General features: G+C 48.7%; 21 protein-coding genes. 15 read left to right on the plus strand and 6 right to left on the minus strand.

Features of this window, described 5'->3' with window-relative positions:
- Positions 1-261: 261 nt before the first annotated feature.
- The 3 genes from ACO6VE_RS22050 to ACO6VE_RS22060 form a co-directional block, all read right to left on the minus strand.
- Positions 262-573, minus strand: a complete 312-nt coding sequence (locus ACO6VE_RS22050) for a hypothetical protein (RefSeq protein ID WP_422463464.1) — start codon at positions 571-573, stop codon at positions 262-264.
- A 283-nt stretch (positions 574-856) separates the two neighbouring features.
- Positions 857-2,290: an AAA family ATPase gene (locus ACO6VE_RS22055; RefSeq protein WP_422463466.1), complete on the minus strand. Its 1,434-nt coding sequence runs from the start codon at positions 2,288-2,290 to the stop codon at positions 857-859.
- On the minus strand, positions 2,262-2,990 hold the full coding sequence (locus ACO6VE_RS22060; protein ID WP_422463468.1) for a bifunctional DNA primase/polymerase: 729 nt from the start codon (positions 2,988-2,990) through the stop codon (positions 2,262-2,264). Before ACO6VE_RS22060 ends, ACO6VE_RS22055 begins: the two co-directional genes overlap by 29 nt.
- Before the next feature lie 138 nt (positions 2,991-3,128).
- Here ACO6VE_RS22060 and ACO6VE_RS22065 point away from each other — a divergent pair, with 138 nt between their 5' ends.
- The 9 genes from ACO6VE_RS22065 to ACO6VE_RS22105 all read left to right on the plus strand — a co-directional run bounded on the left by ACO6VE_RS22065 (position 3,129) and on the right by ACO6VE_RS22105 (position 9,556).
- The gene (locus ACO6VE_RS22065; RefSeq protein ID WP_422445491.1) at positions 3,129-3,821 is read left to right on the plus strand and encodes a LexA family protein; all 693 of its coding nucleotides are present in this window, start codon (positions 3,129-3,131) and stop codon (positions 3,819-3,821) included.
- Between the two features lie 292 nt (positions 3,822-4,113).
- Positions 4,114-4,533, plus strand: a complete 420-nt coding sequence (locus tag ACO6VE_RS22070) for a DUF7173 family protein (RefSeq protein WP_422445493.1) — start codon at positions 4,114-4,116, stop codon at positions 4,531-4,533.
- Positions 4,533-4,979, plus strand: coding sequence for an ATP-binding protein (locus ACO6VE_RS22075; protein WP_422445495.1), 447 nt, complete (start codon positions 4,533-4,535; stop codon positions 4,977-4,979). Before ACO6VE_RS22070 ends, ACO6VE_RS22075 begins: the two co-directional genes overlap by 1 nt.
- Positions 4,964-5,296, plus strand: a complete 333-nt coding sequence (locus ACO6VE_RS22080; protein WP_422445497.1) for an AAA family ATPase — start codon at positions 4,964-4,966, stop codon at positions 5,294-5,296. The genes ACO6VE_RS22075 and ACO6VE_RS22080 overlap by 16 nt, the downstream gene beginning before the upstream one ends.
- A 14-nt stretch (positions 5,297-5,310) precedes the next feature.
- Entirely contained in the window at positions 5,311-5,820 is a 510-nt protein-coding gene (locus tag ACO6VE_RS22085) for a DUF669 domain-containing protein (protein WP_422445499.1), read from the plus strand.
- Between the two features lie 220 nt (positions 5,821-6,040).
- Positions 6,041-7,093, plus strand: a complete 1,053-nt coding sequence (locus ACO6VE_RS22090; RefSeq protein WP_422445501.1) for a hypothetical protein — start codon at positions 6,041-6,043, stop codon at positions 7,091-7,093.
- Between the two features lie 15 nt (positions 7,094-7,108).
- Positions 7,109-7,585: a hypothetical protein gene (locus ACO6VE_RS22095; RefSeq protein ID WP_422445503.1), complete on the plus strand. Its 477-nt coding sequence runs from the start codon at positions 7,109-7,111 to the stop codon at positions 7,583-7,585.
- Positions 7,575-9,281 (plus strand): DEAD/DEAH box helicase, encoded by a 1,707-nt coding sequence (locus tag ACO6VE_RS22100; RefSeq protein WP_422463470.1) that lies wholly within the window; start codon positions 7,575-7,577, stop codon positions 9,279-9,281. The genes ACO6VE_RS22095 and ACO6VE_RS22100 overlap by 11 nt, the downstream gene beginning before the upstream one ends.
- Before the next feature lie 14 nt (positions 9,282-9,295).
- On the plus strand, positions 9,296-9,556 hold the full coding sequence (locus ACO6VE_RS22105; protein WP_422445507.1) for a pyocin activator PrtN family protein: 261 nt from the start codon (positions 9,296-9,298) through the stop codon (positions 9,554-9,556).
- A 129-nt stretch (positions 9,557-9,685) separates the two neighbouring features.
- Here ACO6VE_RS22105 and ACO6VE_RS22110 read toward each other — a convergent pair whose 3' ends face one another.
- Together ACO6VE_RS22110 and ACO6VE_RS22115 are read right to left on the minus strand one after the other, a co-directional pair.
- Positions 9,686-9,979 carry a type II toxin-antitoxin system RelE/ParE family toxin gene (locus tag ACO6VE_RS22110; protein ID WP_163369594.1) on the minus strand — a complete coding sequence of 98 codons (294 nt, stop codon included), beginning with the start codon at positions 9,977-9,979 and terminating at the stop codon, positions 9,686-9,688.
- Positions 9,972-10,217: a type II toxin-antitoxin system ParD family antitoxin gene (locus tag ACO6VE_RS22115; protein ID WP_422445511.1), complete on the minus strand. Its 246-nt coding sequence runs from the start codon at positions 10,215-10,217 to the stop codon at positions 9,972-9,974. The genes ACO6VE_RS22110 and ACO6VE_RS22115 overlap by 8 nt, the downstream gene beginning before the upstream one ends.
- A 235-nt stretch (positions 10,218-10,452) precedes the next feature.
- Here ACO6VE_RS22115 and ACO6VE_RS22120 point away from each other — a divergent pair, with 235 nt between their 5' ends.
- Both ACO6VE_RS22120 and ACO6VE_RS22125 read left to right on the plus strand, forming a co-directional pair.
- The gene (locus tag ACO6VE_RS22120; protein WP_422445513.1) at positions 10,453-10,794 is read left to right on the plus strand and encodes a type II toxin-antitoxin system RelE/ParE family toxin; all 342 of its coding nucleotides are present in this window, start codon (positions 10,453-10,455) and stop codon (positions 10,792-10,794) included.
- Between the two features lie 12 nt (positions 10,795-10,806).
- Positions 10,807-11,088: a Fis family transcriptional regulator gene (locus tag ACO6VE_RS22125; RefSeq protein WP_422445515.1), complete on the plus strand. Its 282-nt coding sequence runs from the start codon at positions 10,807-10,809 to the stop codon at positions 11,086-11,088.
- Between the two features lie 120 nt (positions 11,089-11,208).
- Here the strand turns inward: ACO6VE_RS22125 and ACO6VE_RS22130 are convergent, their stop codons facing one another.
- Positions 11,209-12,420 carry a tyrosine-type recombinase/integrase gene (locus ACO6VE_RS22130; RefSeq protein WP_422463472.1) on the minus strand — a complete coding sequence of 404 codons (1,212 nt, stop codon included), beginning with the start codon at positions 12,418-12,420 and terminating at the stop codon, positions 11,209-11,211.
- A gap of 419 nt (positions 12,421-12,839) precedes the next feature.
- Between ACO6VE_RS22130 and ACO6VE_RS22135 the strand changes: the two genes are divergently transcribed.
- The 4 genes from ACO6VE_RS22135 (at position 12,840) to ACO6VE_RS22150 (ending at position 17,447) form a co-directional block, all read left to right on the plus strand.
- Positions 12,840-13,187: a hypothetical protein gene (locus ACO6VE_RS22135; protein WP_422445521.1), complete on the plus strand. Its 348-nt coding sequence runs from the start codon at positions 12,840-12,842 to the stop codon at positions 13,185-13,187.
- A gap of 16 nt (positions 13,188-13,203) precedes the next feature.
- Positions 13,204-13,452, plus strand: coding sequence for a LexA family protein (locus tag ACO6VE_RS22140; RefSeq protein WP_422445523.1), 249 nt, complete (start codon positions 13,204-13,206; stop codon positions 13,450-13,452).
- 237 nt (positions 13,453-13,689) lie between these two features.
- A complete protein-coding gene (locus ACO6VE_RS22145) occupies positions 13,690-16,398 on the plus strand; it encodes a type I restriction-modification system subunit M (RefSeq protein WP_422463474.1) in 2,709 nt (902 codons plus the stop codon).
- Positions 16,389-17,447, plus strand: coding sequence for a restriction endonuclease subunit S (locus ACO6VE_RS22150; RefSeq protein ID WP_422463476.1), 1,059 nt, complete (start codon positions 16,389-16,391; stop codon positions 17,445-17,447). The genes ACO6VE_RS22145 and ACO6VE_RS22150 overlap by 10 nt, the downstream gene beginning before the upstream one ends.
- Positions 17,448-17,472: the final 25 nt, after the last annotated feature.

The following is a 17,472-nucleotide window of genomic DNA, read 5'->3' on the forward strand; positions in this document are numbered from 1 at the left end:
TTCTTTGAGATTTTCGTGGTTAGTTCTTGGGCGTTATTCATGAAGGGGCTGATATTGCAGGGAGCACCTGAACCAAAAGCAAAAGGCAAGCAAGTTAAACCTGGTGAACAGCCAAAACGAAAAATGATAAGCATCCGGAGTTTATTCCCTGATACGGCATAATTACCAATAAAAAACCATTTTCTTCAGTGTATTTAAATTAACCTATTGATCAGTTTTTTTCTGATGGTTCTGGTTGTGTCTAAAAAATCAATAAAACAATTAAGGGAAAATCTTCATTTTTCTATTTTTTGCGGGAATTGCTGCTTCTACAGCACCATACGAACGGCCAAAGTTAAACATGGAGACTACTCCCTGCCCTGGCCTTGCTCCTACCTTTTCCAGATAAACCATCTCTACCTGATGCCGGGTATAGCCACCAAATATTTTCATCAGGCCAAAGCCGTTGACTTTCCGCTTGCTTCCTTCCGGAGAGGTGGGCATATCTTCCAGTCTGATTAATTCCTTGTTTTTGCTATCCAGAACCGCAATACCTCCCGTCAGCCCCGGATCTATTCCTATTATTATTTTCATTACTTTGCTTTCTCTGTCTTTTAATCTTTTTCTCCCGGAGAATCTTTCCGTATTACTGTGTCTGACCTTCATGCTTCCCTGCCTCATTCTCCCACTGGATATATATATATCCAGTGTGGGGAAGGTGAGGTGGCGGCTAAAGGCATCCGCTACGGTTAATCACCTGAAAAATAAGAAGTTTTGAGGAAAAGAGAGGAGCCTCAATATAAAGAATCCTCATAAGTTATTAAGAAAGGAGGCAATTGACTGTTTTTTAAACAGTACATTACCTCACCCGAGCCCTTTATTTTTTCTCTGAAATCACAGACTGACCTTTTTCAGAAATAGAGATAAACGGCGCATCCATCATCAAAAACTCACACTCTACCAAGGCATCAAATGTGCGAGACCAGTTCTTGCTGGATATGAAACCCTCCCGAAAACAGGCATCACGCAAATTCCTTGTTTCGATCCTGGCAAGGCCGGGACTTCTGTCGGCTCTAACCAGTGTCGCTTTTGCTTCACCAATCAATCTTTCCAGTGTTTGGATGACCCGCTTTTGCTTTTCCCCGATCCGAATTTCTGCCTGTAACCGGCCTTGCTCTCGAATATGTTCGCGGTTCTCTTGCTGCTTGATCTTCAGTGCATTGGCTTTATCCAGGTATTGCAGAACACAGCTGTATTGCGGCTCGCCTTCTTCGTCATTGAAGGGCAGACGCACAGAGCCAAACTGAAAGTTCATTTCATCCGGCTCATCAGCGTCCTTCATTTTTTTGGGGGTAATCTTGATTTCATCGTCTGCTTTAACCACCGCATACTCGGCATCCAGCGCACCTTTGAGCGCACTGTTACACCGGGCGCGATCTTTCGAGCCCACGCCGGTATGATGGACGATCAGTACATTGCAGCGATATTTTGAACGCAGATACTCATCAATGTGACCAATAAAGGTGCTCATTTCCCGAGTTGAATTTTCATCCGCATGCCCGAAGTTTCTTGCCAGGGTATCAATGACAATCATGGAAGGCGTAACACCTCCAGTATCACTGACTATTTTTTCAATGCTGTCACTGACCGCCCGGGCACTGGCCAGACTGGTCAACGCAGCGGAACACTGACTGATATACAGCGGCACATTGCGCAGGTTGTAGCCATAAAAGCTCTGCCAGGCCATAAAGCGACGGGAGAGGCCATTGAAGCCTTCCCCGGCAATGTAAAAGACAGGCCCCGATTGCTTGACAGGTTTGCCATGCCAGTCCTTGCCTGTCGCCACACAGCAAGCAAGATCAATGGCTGAGAAGGATTTCCCACAACCTGGTTCTCCAAACATCAGGGAAAGGCTGTCCATTTCCAGAAAGCCCTTGATCAGCCAGTTAATTGGTTTCACGCCTTTAACCAGTTCCTCTATATGGCTAAAAGCGAACTCTGGCTTACTGCTGGGCAGTGGCTCAATAAGAATGGAGGAACCAGGGTTATTGTTGTTATGGGTGCGGGAAATGCTGGCAATGGTGGTATTCAGCTCAGCATCAGACAACGGTGGATTATTAGACTGGTTCCATTGATCCAGAATGGCTTTGACTTCTCTGAGTGAAGAATTCTGCCGGAGCAACTGGCCAGCCATACTCGCTGCTGCATTATTTCTCCCCTGTCCTTCTGCCAGATTACTTCCGTCGTGTGGTAATGGGTATTGATCCGTGGAGAACCCCAGGTCACCCGTTGGCTTCTGCAGCCTGCCCATTGAAGCCATTGATGGTGGCAATATCCACAGGCATCAGCATGGGCAGATCGTGCAGATCACTGATATCCATATACCCGTCCGTTTCCCATTGATAGAGTGTACCGTCTGCATGGGTACTGCCGGGCGCTACTACATAACCACCAATGCCGCGCAGATCGATCTTGTTTTTTCTGACTGAGTTATGAACGGGATAGTCCGGGTTGACCCGAAAGTAGTAGTGCTTGCCTTTACTGGTGGTTGCTCGCAATGGCGTCCGGGTAATGGCACCTTCTTCAATAAACTGCACCGCTTCTTTACTGTCCGCATCCACGACCACCACACCGTATCCGGTAATGATCGCCCAATTGGTATGTGGGTAGAGGTTGGTCCAGTTATCAATGGTGCTGTCGTCCGGTGCTTTATCCTGATACTGCTTCCAGCGAAACCGGGGAGCTTTTGGCCATTCGACGTTTGCTTTCTCTTTATCTCCTGAACAGCGACCGTCTACAAACCATGCAGGCGGTTCTTCAAATGGGGAACCGAGTGGCACAATAGAGAGACCGGCTTCATTCAGCTTCCACGCTTCCGTGGTGGTATTGGGAAGTGTCACATCCATATTATTGTCCTTGTGGCGATGTCCATTTTTCAGAGACAAAAGCGTCCCTGCCCGTGATCGGGTTAGTTTTTTAAAATGGGTAGAGCGTTGCGGCGGGTAGTCCATTATCGTCGTTTCATGGTCGCCTCCTGCGATTCAGACGAATAACGCCCTAAATATGTACCACCATGATACTTTAATAACAAGTACAATTGTATTATTTTGATGGTGTATCTTTTTGGTGTTGTACGGTTTAATAGAGTCATGGACATACAAGAAATAAGACGCCACAACGCCCGCTTGCTGGCCGAGAAAGGAAAAACACTGGCCAACTTTGCGGAAGTGATCGGACGCCCCGCCACTCAGGTCAGCCGGTTTATGGGCAAGAACCCGACACGCAGCATCGGCTCCAAAATTGCCCGGGAAATTGAATACGGCTTCAATAAGCCCCACGGCTGGCTGGATATCTACCACGAGACCGCCAACGACTCCCGCCAACTGAAAACCCATGGCAACCTGCTAGTCTCGGGCTATGACATTGAAGGCACCCGGAGCATTCCGGTCATTTCCTGGGTACAGGCGGGTGACTTTAACGACAATGGCAGACTGTACGCCCCAGTGGATGACACCACCGAATACACCGCCTATCACGGCCGGATCAGCAATGGTGCCTATGCTTTGATTGTTCAGGGTGACTCGATGGTCAGCCCATATCCTGGGCAAATGAGTTTTCTTCCGGGCAGCCGGGTGGTGATTGATCCCGCCCTGGAACCACAACCCGGGCAGTACGTGGTCGTTCGCCTGCCGGGAACCGATGATGTCACCTTAAAACAATTGGTGCGGGATAATGGCCAACTGTTCCTCAAACCACTGAACCCGCAATACACGACCATGCCATTCCCGGAAGACGGTCATATTTGCGGTGTCGTGGTCAGCATCAATACCAAGCTCAGTTGATACATTTCTCAATTTATCTTCCCCCCCCTCTTAGCCAGAAGGGGGTTTTGTATCAAAAAATACCTTTCCCAACTCACTGATCTTATTTCGCATTTTCATTATTTTTATAAGATGTATCTTTTTGGTATTGACATACAGATCAGTTAAGGAACATATTTGATAGCAGATGGCTGAACGGATGTACGCCATCGATTCAACAGACGAACTCACCCTGACACTGAAAAACAGGCCACTGATGCCTGCCGGGTTCGTTCGCCCTGAAGAAAGCCAATAACAAAAAGGATGACACTCTATGAAAGAAACCCCCTCCACTGCCTCGCCCCATCCACTGGACCAACTGGCTCATGAACTGGAAGTTGCCAAACAGGCAGAAAACCAGGCCAGAGAACAACGCATGGCTATTGAGCAGCAGCTCTGCAAGCTGGTCGGCACAAAAGAAGAAGGCAGTTTTTCGGTCAAAGGCGATTACTACAAGGTGACCACCGTCGCCGGAATGAGTCGTGTAGTGGATTCAGAAAAATGGGCGGCCGTTCGACAACAACTGCCTGCGGATATCGCCCAGTCGGTGATCCGCAGCAAACTGGAAGTCAACACCCGGCAACTGAAAAGCCTGCAACAACTGAATCTCGCCCATTACCAACTGGTCTCCCAGGCCATTACCACCAAACCAAAGAAAGTCAGCGTCAAGTTTGAACGGCTGGAGGTTCAGTAATGGCTATTTCACTTGAATCCATCAGCCGCTCTACCGGCATCAAGGCTCCCCGGATTGTGGTTCATGGTGGCCCAGGGCTTGGTAAAACCACCCTGGCCGCCGGTGCACCGAACCCGATCTTTATCTGTACCGAAGATGGTTTGGGCAAACTGGAAGTCGACGCCTTCCCCATGATGCAGTCATTCCAGGATGTTCTGGATGCCATCACGGTTCTTTACTCATCCGACCATCACTATCAGACGCTGGTGATCGACAGTCTGGATCATCTGGAACCGATGATCTGGCAGCACCTGTGCGATACGTATGTTGGCTCAAAGGGCGAACGGTACCAGGCCATTGAAGACTTTGGTTATGGACGAGGCTTTCTGGAGGCGCTGAATCTCTGGCGCCAACTGCTGGATGGACTGGAAGCCCTGCGTAACGAAAAGGTATGGCCTTTATTCTGATCGCCCATTCCGAGATCAAACGGTTTGAGAGCCCGACCACCGACAGTTATGACCGGTACCAGATCAAGCTGCACAAACGGGCTTCCGAACTGGTGCAGGAATCCGTGGATTGCATCTTGTTCGCTGATTACAAGACCGTCATCGAAAAAGAAGAAGCCGGTTTCAATAAAACCAAAACCCGGGGCATAAGCACCGGCCAGCGCTACCTCTATACCGAAGCCAAACCCGGCTTTATCGCCAAGAATCGCTATGGACTGCCAGCAGAACTCCCCCTGGACTGGCAGGCTTTCAGCGACGCTATGACCTCAAGCCACTGAATAAGGAGATTGAAATGGCACAGTTAGGTTTTAATGCAGACGACTACGATCCAACGGATGAGTTTGAGCCCCTGCCGCCCGGTGAATACCTGACCATGATCACTGAGGCCTCCCTGGATAATACCAAGTCCGGTGGCCAGATGGTGAAGCTCACCTACACGGTGATGGAAGGCCAGTTTGAAGGCCGTAAACTCTGGTCTCAGCACAACATCGTCAACAGCAGTCCGAAAGCGGAAGAGATTGGCAGGAAAGAGATCAGCCGTATTGCCCATGCGGTTGGCCAGCCCCGAATAAACGACACTGAACAGCTGTTACAGCAGGTGATCCGAATCGTCGTTGTGCTGAAACAAGACCCGGGCTTTGGTCCAAAGAATGAAGTCAAGAAGTGGATCAGTGCCGGTGGTCAACCCATGCAGAGCGCACCTGCACCTCAGCAACAGACACCTGTCCACAATCCGGCGTCTGCCCAACAACCACCCCATCCGGCAACTCAGTACGCAGCACCGCCCTGGGGGCAGAAGTAACTCGTCATTAGTACCAAGGGGGCTTGCCCCCTTCATTCAGGGAATGAAATTTATGTTTTTTAACTCTACGGGCACCTCCGCCCGGAAGCTCGATAGACCAAAATTTACCAAACGACGACCCTCCAAAACAGAGAGAAAGCGAAAACGGAAAGCCCAGCGAATGGCCAGACGGTTAAACAGAAAACAGAAATAGGCTCAGAGCCAGGGAAGGTGAAGCATTGTGAAAATCCCCGAACCCAACAAAACGACCATCAAAGCGATTATCCGGCATTATGAGGACAACCAGGGTGGTGCATTCCGGGCCCATCTGGGCGGTTCAATTATTGGTCGCCCCTGTGACCGGGCGCTCTGGTATACCTTTCGCTGGTGTACTGATGTGAAGCATGGAGGCCAACTGCTGCGACTGTTCCAAACGGGTCATCTGGCAGAAGAACGGTTTGTTGCTGATCTGCGTAATGTGGGCATCAAAGTTTTTGAAACCGATCCGGCCACTGGTAAGCAGTTCAGAATCTCGGCCTGCAACGGGCATTTTGGTGGTTCATTTGATGGTGTGGGCCAGGGCTTTATCGAAGCCCCCAGGACCTGGCACCTGATTGAGATGAAAACCCACAATGAGAAGTCCTTCAATAACCTGGTTAAAAAAGGTGTAGAGGAAGCCAAGCCAGAACACTTTATACAGATGCAGGTGTATATGTACCTGGCAAACCCTCAGCTGACCCGAGCCTTCTATATCGCCGTGAACAAAAATACGGATGAGCTGTATGGTGAGCGGGTTCGGCTTGATCCTGTTATTGGCAAAGCAGCCATTGAGAAAGCGGAATGCATTATTGCCAGCGACCGTCCTCTGAGCAAAATCAGTGAAGACCCCAGCTGGTACCTCTGCAAATTTTGCGACCATCAGGCCATCTGCCACGGACAAAAAGCCCCTGCGGTTAATTGTCGTACCTGCCTGCACAGCACACCCGTTGAAGATGGCCAGTGGCACTGCGCCCGTCATGATATGGAAATCCCGGAATCGGTTCAGATGTCAGGTTGTGAACTCCACCTCTATAACCCTTACCTCTTAGAGCAATTTGCTGAGCCCATTGATAGCGATGAGTTTTGGATACGTTATCGCCTGAAATCAACGAGAGAGGAATTCATAACTGGCACAGATAAAGGCCAGCTCTCCTCTCAGGAAATTCAGGCAGTAGAAGACAAGCGCCTGCTGACGGATGAAAAGCTGGCAGGACTGAAAACCCAGTTCGATGGAACGATTGAAAATAATCAATGAGAAGGAAAATGAGCTATGGATCATTCAAAACGCTATCGCTTCATACCAGCCAGCACACCGCCTGCGGCAGATCAAATTGACCTGATCGGCCTCAATTCAGAAAGTGGACTCTGTATCACGGATTATCAGCAAGGTAATTTCTACCCCCGGGTTACCCACTACCTGATCGAAGATACAGCACCGTTTGAGCAATATGCTCAAGCCGCTTGCGATGAAACCATCAACGACCTGGAAAAACAGTTAGAACAGTTTCAGAACCAAACCATCCAACTCCGGGACTTGTTCGCCATTGCCGCCCTGATGGCTGAGTTTACCTGTAACCGTGGCAGCGCCATTGAACCGGCGGTGAATTTTGCTTACACCATTGCGGACAAAATGCTGATGGCCAGGGAAGCTGACGACAGAAAACCAACATCCGTCGACCGTAAAGCAACAGAACGAGTGGCCAATAAGATCATCAACCAGATGAAGGGCTTCGACAATGGCTTTTGAACTCCGCTGGTACCAGCAGGAGGCCATTGATGCGATCTATCAATATTTCAGTGCTTCTCAGGGTAACCCCTTGGTCTGCGTCAGTACCGGCGGCGGCAAGTCAGTGATCATCGCTGACTTTATCCATGGGGTTTTACAGCACTGGCCAGACCAGCGCTTCCTGATTCTCTCCCATGTGAAAGAGATCATTGAGCAGAACCATGAAAAGATTATTGCCCAGTGGCCAGAAGCCCCGACGGGCATTTACTCAGCCTCTATGAATTCCCGCAATACCGATGCTCAGGTACTGTTTGCCAGCATCCAGAATGTTCATAAAAGAGCAGAGCAGTTAGGCCATTGTGATTTACTCATTATTGATGAATGCCATCTGCTTAATAGCGAAAGTTCAGAAACGATGTACTCTCGACTGATTGCTGGTCTTCGGGACATTAATCCTGCACTGAAAATTATTGGTTTTACAGCCACTCCTTACCGGATGAAACAGGGCTTGCTCACAGAAGGCAAAAACCCACTGTTTGATGAGATTGTCTACGAGACCGACATTCAGCGATTAATTGACGATGGTTTTCTATCGCCTCTGCGTTCCAAAGCAGGAAAAGAGAAAATTGATCTTGCTGGCGTCAGAACTAGACAGGGTGACTATCTGGCGAGCGATATGGAGGAAGCAGTCAACAAAAACGATGTCACCGAAAAGGCCGTGGCAGAAATCATCCAGTACGGTCAGGAGCGGAAAGCGTGGCTGATCTTCTGCGTCAGTGTCGCCCATGCTGAACAGGTTAAGGAACTTCTGACAGCTGAAGGCATCGGTGCTGAATGTATTACCGGGGAAACCCCAAAAGATGCCCGCGCTCGGATACTGGCGGACTATAAAGCAGGAAAGATAAATGTACTCACCAGTCAAGGCGTCCTGACCACCGGATTTGACGCACCTTTAACCGATATGATTGCCCTACTCCGCGCCACCAAATCACCCGGACTTTACGTGCAGATATTAGGCCGCGGCCTTCGTATCAGCCCAGACACTGGTAAGACTGACTGCCTGATACTGGATTATGGCGGAAATGTAGAACGCCATGGCCCTATCGACCGGATCACCGTTGACCATATAAAAGCAGGCAAAGGCACCGGGGAACCACCGGTTAAGGAATGCCCGGAGTGTTTTGAACTGATCCTGGCTGGCCTACGGATTTGCCCTGCCTGCCATTATGAGTTTCCGGAACGGGAGAAGCATGAAGCAGAGGCTTCCAGCGCCGCACTGCTGGCCAACCAGATTGAACCGGAATGGCTGAAGGTGGACGAGGTTTTTTACAGCATCCATGAAAAGTTTGGCAAGCCCCCTTCTCTGCAAGTCACATATCGCTGCGGTTTTGAGACTATTCGGGAATGGGTCTGTTTCCAGCATGGTGGTTACGCCCGGCAGAAAGCGGTCATGTGGTGGGTAAAGCGGGTTGAGCAGGCTCCGGTGCCAGAGCTGACGGTAGATGCTTACCAGCACCTGACTGAACAGAATGATATGAAAGAGCCCTGTCGTATTGAGGTGCTTAAGGAGGGCCGGTGGCATCGCATAAAAAGCTTCGATTTCACCGTAAAACCCGATACACCCAGCGCCTGGAATCATAACCCTGCAGAAAGACCAAAACCAACTCAAACCATGCCTGCTGGCATTGACGTTTTTGATACGGATATCAATTTTTAAACAGGAGACAAACCATGAATACCGAGTTGATGCTCTTCGCCAAGTATGAAAAGCCCTACGTGCCACTGGAAGACGTTTGCCAGGAGTTCTTTGGCATGTGTGAAAAACGGGCGAAGCTGGCTGCAGCCTCTCAAAAGCTGCCGGTTCCGGTGGTGCGCACCATGAACAGCCAGAAATCGCCGTGGATGGTGAAGATTTCAGACCTGGCGGTTTATATTGACGCCCGGCATGAGCGATACCGGAAGACGTGGGAAAAGGTCCAAGGTGTTATTTAAGGGTGTTGCCGGTCAGTAATACCGGCATTACTTTTCCCGCTCTGGAATCACAACCACCTCAATATTATTTTCCCGGCATCGCTCAATCCTTGAACAAAACCAGCCCTTGCTCTCTTTAGCTGCCAAGCTCTATACATTCAAGGCTTCGACAAAATCCTGCCTTCCCAAAATACGAACAATCAAAACCCCATCGTCAAGCTCAGAGTAATAGACAGCATGCACTCCATACACACTACGCCGATAACCTTCACGAATATGACGGATAGCAGGATAATGATTTGGGTGACGCGCGAGTGAGTTCAGATGCGTTTCCAGGCCATCCAGATAACGACTGGCTTGCTCATACCCGAAGCAATCAAGACCAAACTCAAATATTCGCTCAATATCCTGTCCGGCCTCCACCGATAGATGGTACTTAGTCATGCTTGACTCTCCGGGCTAATACACGATCCCGGATATCATCTACTGTATCGTTGCTGATCCCGCTGTTTTCACCGGCAATAAGCGCACTCCGAAGCGATTCTGTCGCCTCCTGACGCCGCCTGGCCTGACGAATCAAGTCATTCACCACTTCACTTTTACTGCCATACTCGTCGCTCTCAACCTGAGCCTGCAACCATTGGTCATTGGGTGAGGTGAGGGTAATACTTTGCCTGGCCATGGGTCATCTCCTGCCTATCCATTGTGGTGCAATATTACACCAGATTAGCACAAATGTGACCATTGGCCAGATGTCTCAGGAATGAAAGCGAAAGGTGGGAACAGGTTCATGACATGCAACATTACTGCCGGTAGATCATCTTACCGGCAAAACCCGGCTATATTTATGATCCTTCCTATATAAATTTGACCTGAAGTTTTTTTCAGCTAGAATGTACCTAAAATGGTACAAACCAATGAAAGTGATTTCTGTTCGATTCTACGCCACACAATCGGGCCATGAACCAGTGCTTGACTGGCTAAAGGCTCTAACCCGCGAAGATCGCCGGACTGTGGGGCAAGATATCAAGACTGTTGAAATCGGCTGGCCTATTGGCATGCCGGTAGTTCGAAAGCTGGATAAGGGGCTTTGGGAAGTGCGCAGTGACCTGACAGGCGGCAGAATTGCCCGTGTACTGTTTACTGTCGCTGACGGTGAAATGGTGTTACTGCACGCCTTCATTAAGAAAAGCCAAAAGACCCCGGCCAGTGATCTTGAGTTGGCGAAGTTACGGCGCAACGACGTATTGAGAAAATAAAAGGAGGCAACAATGAGCAATCCTCACATCGGAAGCAACTTTGATGACTTCCTGGCAGAAGATGGCCTATTGGCCGAATGTCAGGCTGAAGCCATGAAACGGGTTATTGCCTGGCAGATTGATGAGTACCTGAAGAAAGAAGGTGTGAACAAATCCGCTTTTGCCAAACTGCTTGGAACCAGTCGCTCACAACTGGATCGGCTGCTTGATCCAGACAATACAAGTCTGAATCTCAGAACATTGTCCCACGCGGCCGAAGTGATGGGAAAACGATTGGAACTCAGGCTGGTATAGGCTGAACCCGGCATTAACGCTTGCTTTGTCGCAAGATTGGCCATTTAAAACGTATGAGTAACCGGTGCGCTGATCTTGCGAAAAGCGGGAGGAGTATTATTGTCCATAACGATAGGGCTATTAGCGATACAGCACAATAATATCTGCGCTGTGCTCAGCCCCTTTTACAATTCCCTGCTGCCAGCGAGAATTCAGACACTCATTTCTGGCCCAATAATTCTCTTCCATTGCCTTACAAACAGCCCAGTAATCCGGTGGATTCCGATGGATCAGGTGGGTATAACGGCGCAGGTTATCCCAGGTCTTATGACCACTACGAATGGCCACCTCCGGAATACTCATTTTCTGTTCAAAGAAGCGGGAAATGCCCTCATGGCGGAAAGAGTGAAACCGCAACTCCGGGAATCCCAGCGCCTTGGTTCGCTCTGAAAATTTGGTTGATATCGACTGCGCCTTGTAAGGAAAAATCCGGTCTTCACCTTTAATCCTGGGCTGCATGGCAATGATCTCTAGACAGACCGGGCACAGTGGCACTTTCTGGTGATTGCCGTATTTCTTCTTGGGGTCTTTCCTGTCCCGGATAATGACCTCGCCGTTTTCCACATCCAGGTCGCTGTAGCGAATATTGCAAATCTCCCCTTCCCTAAATGCACTGTATATGCTGAATAACATCAGATGGTGGTAAGGTACTTTTGCCCTTGGGTTGTTGTACCCCTCCAGAAACTCTTTATAAAGCAGATACAGCTGATGCTCTGTTGGGCGCGTATCGTCTTCTTTCGACTTGCCCACCAGCTTCAGCTTCCAAAGCTCTTTCATCAGATCATCGGTAATAAACCGTCTGAAATACAGGCCAACCCGTTTTTGAAAATCCAAAGCACGACGCAACACAGATACATAAAGATGGTTGGTGGCAGGCGTTACTTTTTCTAATCGCTCATCCAGAAGATCAATCAACATATCTCCAGTAATTTCTTTTGAGCGTTTCTCAGTTAACCAGCATTTTTGCCAGAATTTGATGGCCTGCATATCCCGATAACTGATTCGGCTCTTTTTCGGAGGCGATTCCATTTTCCGGCAATACGCTTCCAGATACTGATTCAAAGTAATATCGCCTGACCTGGATTTAGCAGACTCATATCGAAGGCTGTCCTGCTCGGCATTTAACGACTGTTCCTGCATTTCTTCTTCAACGGCTTTTGCCCAGGCTCTGCCTGATGCTTTATCTGGGAAAGTCAGGCTCTCCGTAGCGGAAAAGTGTTTCTTGCGAACAGTCACCACATAACGATAAACATTACCGCTTTTCCGCTTCCTTTTTTGGCAGGAAATAGTCATACAACAATATCCCTATGTATCAAATTATTATTTTCAGGTTGCAATTTAGGTTACAAATAACGTCTTTATATGATACTAAATGATACTTAATCGTTATAAAAGGGATATTTAAAGACGACAAGAATCAATAAGTTACATAATATACAACTACTGACTCATGATATGTGGTACGAATTTCATTCGGACAATTTTGACAATGAAATCAATGAGTAAGACTGATTGAAAATTTTTTAGGTTACAATTTGATTGTAACCTGAGCCTCAAAAACGGTACCAAACTGTACCTTTGCTGCAATTTGTGGTGAATGTTATACGGGAAAATGGTGCCGTTTTTTTGTATCTTTTTGGTACAGCTTGGTTTTCCCACAACCATCGAATAAACTCCCACCTCAACCACTGCATAAGAAGTGCTTTCAAACCATGAAAACCCGCGACCTGCTCAAACTGCCTGACCTCAAACTGGCCCAGGCCATCAGCACCATGAAAGGCAAGGAATGCGAGAAACACGCCAGGAACTACACCAAAATTCTGGGCATAGAATTTGAAAAAGCGATTATGCACGCCACCCACGCCGCCATGTTCAGCCAGAGTGACGAACCGGTCAAACTGCGCACCTATAAAGCCATAGTGGATCTGGTGGATAGCGATACTGAATACGGCGAAAGGGAAGCAGCGATTCTTGCTGCCCTGCTGTTAGCCCATATCAGTAAGAAAATGAATCGGGTGCAGTCACTTGTTTCTCAAACGCAACCATTCACCATGTTGTGAAATTCAAACACTAACTATGAGTTCAAAGAAACCACCCTATACGCCACTGCAAGGCCACTACCTGTCGTTTATTTACTACTACACGAAGATCAACGGCATGCCACCAGCAGAAAAGGATTTGCAGCGGTATTTTCAGGTTACCCCACCCACCGTGCATCAAATGGTGGTGAAACTGCACCAGCTTGGCCTGATTAGTCGGGTACCTGGACAAGCCCGGACAATGAAGGTGGAGCTACCTGTTGAAGAGTTGCCCTTTCTTGTTTAAATAATCCGTTGGTTGCGAAATTAGCTCAGAACCTGTTCATACCCAAAGTGGACAGCTTTTCCCTTTCCCTTCGCAAATGCACGACTACCACCAAACACCTTACCTGCGTACAATGACTGATTACCCAAAACTCCACCTCTGAGCTATCTGGTCCCATGCTTCCCAAAGTCAATAAAAGACGGCGGTAAAATCCACGGGCGGTAGCGTCGATTCATATCATCTTCTGTAAAGCACCCTATGGCGATTAAAAAATCCGAACTGTACTCATCTCTCTGGGCCAGCTGCGACGAGCTGCGGGGCGGGATGGATGCCAGCCAGTACAAAGACTATGTGCTGGTGATGCTCTTTGTGAAATATATCAGCGATAAATTTGTCGGTCAGTTCAGCCCGCCGGTGAAAATCCCGAAAGGTGCCACCTTTGCGGATATGGTTGCCCTGAAAGGCAAGCCTACCATAGGCGACGACATCAATAAGAAAATCATCATTCCCTTGCGTGATGCCAACAAACTCACCGGGATGCCGGACTTTAACGATCCGGACAAACTCGGCAGCGGCAAAGAGATGGTGGAAAAACTCACCAACCTGATCGCTATTTTTGAAAGCAAAGACCTGGACTTCAGTAAGAACCGGGCCGATGGCGACGATATTCTCGGCGATGCCTATGAATACCTGATGCGTCACTTTGCCTCCGAAAGTGGCAAGAGCAAAGGGCAGTTTTATACGCCGGCGGAAGTGAGCCGCATACTCGCCAAGGTGATCGATATTGAGAAAATCGATAGCCGTGGCTACTCCGTGTACGACCCGACCTGTGGTTCCGGCTCATTACTCCTGAAAGTGGCGGACGAAGCCGGTGAACACGTTTCCCTCTACGGCCAGGAGAAAGATGCCACCACCAGCGGTCTGGCGCGGATGAACATGATTCTGCACAACAACCCCACCGCACAAATTCGCCAGGGCAACACCCTGGCCAACCCGCTGTTTACCGAGGGTGACAGCCTAAAAACCTTCGATTTCGTGGTGGCCAATCCGCCGTTCAGCGATAAACGCTGGGGCAGTGGTGTGGATGCGGAAGAGGACCCGCACTACCGTTTCCAGAGCTACGGCGTGCCGCCGGCCAAGAACGGCGATTATGCTTACCTGCTGCATATTATCCGCAGCCTGAAAAGCCATGGTAAAGGTGCCTGTATTCTGCCTCATGGTGTGTTGTTCCGGGGTAATGCCGAGGCAACGATTCGTCAGTCCCTGGTGGAACGGGGTTATATCAAAGGCATTATCGGGCTGCCTGCCAACCTGTTTTATGGCACCGGCATTCCGGCCTGTGTGATTGTCATTGATAAAGAAGGCGCATCGGCACGCAAAGGCATCTTTATGGTGGATGCCGGTAAAGGCTTTATCAAAGATGGCAATAAGAACCGTCTGCGGGAGATGGATATCCATAAAATTGTCGATGTGTTCAACAGGCAGATCGCCATAGACGGTTACAGTCGTATGGTGAGCTACGATGAAATCCGCAAAAACGAATTCAACCTCAATATCCCCCGATACATAGATAGCTCCGTGGCGGAAGATATTCAGGATATCGATGCTCATCTCCACGGCGATATTCCCAAGGTAGATATTGATGCCCTGCACCACTACTGGCAGGTATTCCCGACCCTGAAAACCACGCTGTTTGCCACTGCTGCCCGCTCGGCAGATTACTACTCGCTCCAGGTCAGTACCGAAGCGCTGAAGCCAATCATCTACCAACATACGGAATTTGTCGCTTATATCAAAGCGATGAACCAGGTATTCAGTGGTTGGAAAACCGCCACCCAAACCTACCTGAAGCAGCAGGATGACGGTTGCAAACCCAAGGCGATGATTGAGGAGATCAGCGAATCACTGCTGAGCGCCTACACCGGCAAACCGCTGCTGGACAAGTACGATGTTTACCAGCACCTGATGAACTATTGGGCAGATACCATGCAGGACGATTGCTACCTGATCTCTGCCGATGGTTGGGAAGCGAAAATCTATCAAATCATCGAGGTTAAAAAAGGCAAAGAAGTGATTAAAGGCTGGACCTGCGACCTGATTCCCAAATACCTGGTGATTAACCGTTACTTTGCTGAAGAGCAAGCTGCCATTGATCAGCTGATTGCCCATAAAGAGCAGCTGGAAAGCCAACTGGAAACCTTGCAGGAAGAGCACAGCGGCGAAGATGGGGCATTAAACGACGTTGGCAGTAAAGCCGAGGCTACTGCGGTACTGATGGAGTATCAGGAGTTGGCGTGGGCAGCGCTGGATGCCGCTACACACCAGGAATACACCGTGCTGCAAAAGCGGCTGGAAACCACCATTGACGATTTTAATGAGCTGAAAAACGACAGCTTTCTGGATGCCCTGAAAAACAGCAAAGGCACCATCACCGCCAAAGCGGTGAAGGATCGCCTGAAGCGCACGGAGGATCGTGAGGAGACAGATATTCTCAATGAGTTCCTGACCACCGAAGCCACTATCAAAGAATGGCGCAAAACCTGTCGGTTGCTCTGGTCGGATGCCCTGACGCTGATTGACCGAACGACACGTCCCAACAACGAAGACCGGGACAATCTGAAAGAGATTGTGGTGCTGAACCGCTATCTGGAATTGCTGGACGATATCGCCACAGAAAAAAGGGCGATCAAACATGAAGAGCTGGAACTGGATAAAGCCCTGTATGAGCACTACCCGGCGCTGACAGAAGACGAGATCAAACAGCTGGTGGTGGACGACAAATGGCTAATGACCATTGACCGGGATGTGCATACCGAGATGGATCGCATCAGCCAGCGGCTGACCCAGCGGATTAAAGAGCTGGCGGATCGCTATGAAACTTCGTTGCCGCAATTTAACCAGCGAGTGGTGCGGCTGGAACAGGCGGTGGGTAAACATCTGGTGAAGATGGGGTTTGTATGGAACTGAAGTCAGAGCATAAACACACTGTGACCAAAATAGTTCCTACTGACTGGGAGGTCTCTACCATTGGAGATGTTACTAAGTGGGTTTCTGGTGGTACCCCTAATAGGGGTAATGCTGAGTACTGGGAAGGTTCTATACCTTGGATAAGCGGATCAACCTTAAAGTCTTTAGAAATCTCAACATCCGATCAGTTTCTAACAGAACAAGGAGTAGAAGCTGGTAGTAAAATGGCACCCATAAATGCAACACTTCTATTAGTACGTGGAAGCGCTTTACACTCTTGCATACGAGCAGGTTTGGTTGTTGCCCCTGTCAGCTTTAATCAAGATGTAAAAGCTCTTATTCCTGATCGATCAGTCAATCCAAAATATCTAACCATATACTTATTGGCAATGGAGAACTCTCTACTTAAGTTAGTTAGTTCTGCGGGTAACAGCGCTGGTGTTTTAGACACAGGCTTAGTCAAAAATTTTGTTTTTTTTAAGCCTCCAAGACATGAACAGGACGTAATTGTTGAAGCTATAAGCGATATGGATGCCCTAATCCAGTCGCTGGAGCAGCAGATCATCAAAAAGCAGCAAATTAAGCAAGGGGCTATGCAGACATTGCTTAATCCTTATGAAGAGAACAGAAAATTAAAACAAGGGTGGGTAAAAAGGCAGCTTTCATCTATTGCCAATGTAATAGACCCTCATCCAAGCCATCGAGCACCACCCGAAGCCAAGCACGGCATTCCATTTCTCGGAATTGGTGATTTTGATGAACATGGTAATATTATTAGCAAGAACCCTAGGATTGTTAGCTCCCTAGTTCATTCTGAGCATTCAGAAAGATATGATCTAACAAAAAATTTGATAGGTCTTGGCAGAGTGGCATCAATAGGAAAAGTTATTCGTTTACAGTCAACTTTACCTTTTGCTATTTCTCCAACATTAGGGGTGATTGAAGCCGTTAACGTAGATTCTGAATTCCTTTATCAAGCGTTACAGTGGCTCCCGACGAATACACGTCAGAAGGCCGAACCTGAAAACCGGTGTATTCATAATTTCTGAAAACGCAAAGAGACTACAGCTCGTG

The sequence above is a fragment of the Endozoicomonas sp. ALB115 genome (assembly GCF_049310245.1).
GTDB lineage: Bacteria > Pseudomonadota > Gammaproteobacteria > Pseudomonadales > Endozoicomonadaceae > Endozoicomonas.

Excerpts from the sequence above, each read along its gene's own strand:
- ACO6VE_RS22110 (WP_163369594.1), bottom strand. The coding sequence starts at position 9,979 with ATGACTAAGTACCATCTATCGGTGGAGGCCGGACAGGATATTGAGCGA.
- ACO6VE_RS22055 (WP_422463466.1), bottom strand. The coding sequence starts at position 2,290 with ATGGGCAGGCTGCAGAAGCCAACGGGTGACCTGGGGTTCTCCACGGAT.
- ACO6VE_RS22095 (WP_422445503.1), top strand. The coding sequence starts at position 7,109 with ATGGATCATTCAAAACGCTATCGCTTCATACCAGCCAGCACACCGCCT.
- ACO6VE_RS22115 (WP_422445511.1), bottom strand. The coding sequence starts at position 10,217 with ATGGCCAGGCAAAGTATTACCCTCACCTCACCCAATGACCAATGGTTG.
- ACO6VE_RS22065 (WP_422445491.1), top strand. The coding sequence starts at position 3,129 with ATGGACATACAAGAAATAAGACGCCACAACGCCCGCTTGCTGGCCGAG.
- ACO6VE_RS22120 (WP_422445513.1), top strand. The coding sequence starts at position 10,453 with ATGAAAGTGATTTCTGTTCGATTCTACGCCACACAATCGGGCCATGAA.
- ACO6VE_RS22150 (WP_422463476.1), top strand. The coding sequence starts at position 16,389 with ATGGAACTGAAGTCAGAGCATAAACACACTGTGACCAAAATAGTTCCT.
- ACO6VE_RS22075 (WP_422445495.1), top strand. The coding sequence starts at position 4,533 with ATGGCTATTTCACTTGAATCCATCAGCCGCTCTACCGGCATCAAGGCT.
- ACO6VE_RS22050 (WP_422463464.1), bottom strand. The coding sequence starts at position 573 with ATGAAAATAATAATAGGAATAGATCCGGGGCTGACGGGAGGTATTGCG.
- ACO6VE_RS22125 (WP_422445515.1), top strand. The coding sequence starts at position 10,807 with ATGAGCAATCCTCACATCGGAAGCAACTTTGATGACTTCCTGGCAGAA.
- ACO6VE_RS22070 (WP_422445493.1), top strand. The coding sequence starts at position 4,114 with ATGAAAGAAACCCCCTCCACTGCCTCGCCCCATCCACTGGACCAACTG.
- ACO6VE_RS22135 (WP_422445521.1), top strand. The coding sequence starts at position 12,840 with ATGAAAACCCGCGACCTGCTCAAACTGCCTGACCTCAAACTGGCCCAG.
- ACO6VE_RS22145 (WP_422463474.1), top strand. The coding sequence starts at position 13,690 with ATGGCGATTAAAAAATCCGAACTGTACTCATCTCTCTGGGCCAGCTGC.
- ACO6VE_RS22085 (WP_422445499.1), top strand. The coding sequence starts at position 5,311 with ATGGCACAGTTAGGTTTTAATGCAGACGACTACGATCCAACGGATGAG.
- ACO6VE_RS22140 (WP_422445523.1), top strand. The coding sequence starts at position 13,204 with ATGAGTTCAAAGAAACCACCCTATACGCCACTGCAAGGCCACTACCTG.
- ACO6VE_RS22080 (WP_422445497.1), top strand. The coding sequence starts at position 4,964 with ATGGCCTTTATTCTGATCGCCCATTCCGAGATCAAACGGTTTGAGAGC.
- ACO6VE_RS22130 (WP_422463472.1), bottom strand. The coding sequence starts at position 12,420 with ATGACTATTTCCTGCCAAAAAAGGAAGCGGAAAAGCGGTAATGTTTAT.
- ACO6VE_RS22105 (WP_422445507.1), top strand. The coding sequence starts at position 9,296 with ATGAATACCGAGTTGATGCTCTTCGCCAAGTATGAAAAGCCCTACGTG.
- ACO6VE_RS22060 (WP_422463468.1), bottom strand. The coding sequence starts at position 2,990 with ATGGACTACCCGCCGCAACGCTCTACCCATTTTAAAAAACTAACCCGA.
- ACO6VE_RS22100 (WP_422463470.1), top strand. The coding sequence starts at position 7,575 with ATGGCTTTTGAACTCCGCTGGTACCAGCAGGAGGCCATTGATGCGATC.